This is a genomic window from Zhongshania antarctica (assembly GCF_014202945.1).
Classification (GTDB): Bacteria; Pseudomonadota; Gammaproteobacteria; order Pseudomonadales; family Spongiibacteraceae; genus Spongiibacter; species Spongiibacter antarcticus.
This window is the reverse complement of record NZ_JACHHW010000026.1, coordinates 1-1,199: the sequence shown is the minus strand read 5'-3', so window position 1 is coordinate 1,199 and position 1,199 is coordinate 1. Positions and strand designations below refer to the sequence as shown.

Below are 1,199 nucleotides of genomic sequence, written 5' to 3'. Positions count from 1 at the left end.
CTTAAGAGAGCCATCAGGTCACGTTTATCAAACAAATTAAGCTGCAGTAGCCGTAATATCTGCTGCATACTTTTTGTAAGCTCTGACTGAAACGCGAGAAATGCAATAAGCAGGTAGACGCACATCGCTATCCATATTTGTGTCATTACTGCATTCTTGCTCGTGCCAACAAACGATTTGATTTTCAGGTTTTGTTTTATCCACTTAAAGAATAATTCTACTTGCCACCTGGCTTTGTAGACATCAGCAATCGTCTTGGCGGCTAGCTTGAAATTGTTCGTTAAAAACACATAGTGTTTGCCCGTCTCCGCGTCTTTATAGCCTACCCGCCGCAATTGAACCGGACACTTTTTAGAGACCTGGGGGCCGGTGAATTCTATCGTTTGATCACACGTTAAGCCTTTGTTTTTCAACACGGATCGACGATCAATAACACGGTATTTTGCATTGTTCTTAAGCCGGGTAACGAAGAAAATCTCCTTGTCTGTCAATTGCTTATACCAAGCATAATCATTGTATGCTTTATCAATGGCAACCATGCTCCCTTTAGGGAAGTTGAGCATGCGACCCACGGTTACATCGTGTTTCTTCCCCTCCGTGATCGTCATAAACTCCGGCAAATAGCCAGCATGGTTCAGGCCGACGTGCAATTTGATCGCGCCCTTAGTGGTGCGAAAATCAGCCCAGGGAAACGCAGACAAGCACAAGTCGATAGTCGAGGCATCTAGGGAATACAAGGGGTGGTTAAACTTGAAATTATGATCAGGTGCCACACCTTGGCAGCGCGTTAACAGCTTTCCAAACAACGCTTCGTACAAGGCATAGGGTTTGTCTTCATTGATGCGCGACAGATTGGATCGCGACAGTTTGGCGCTGCCCAAGTGGTAGAGTCGATGCATTTGCGCCGACATATTATCAACGATATCACGCAAGCTGTTTCTCCCGGACAATTGAGCCATCGTCAGTGACACGAACTGCGACCAACGGGAGGCTGTACGAAAGGCGCCTCCTGAATGGTGTTGTTTGGCAAGGGTCTCAAATTCATGTCTCGGAACAAGTTTTAGTATTTGTGAAAAAATGGTATTACAATGTGCCATGGCCTGGTTCCCTCTATTAATACAGTGTTTTCTAGACAATCTCATTGTATCAATTGTGGTGGAATCAGGCTTTTTTATTTCTCCTTAACGGGACAGCAGTGA

At 45.1% G+C, this 1,199-nt stretch carries 1 protein-coding gene; it reads right to left on the bottom strand.

Going from position 1 to position 1,199, the window contains the following annotated elements:
* Positions 1 to 1,097 (bottom strand): IS4 family transposase (locus tag HNQ57_RS17670; RefSeq protein WP_184465260.1); only part of this gene is annotated, 1,097 nt, incomplete at its 3' end.
* Positions 1,098 to 1,199: the final 102 nt, after the last annotated feature.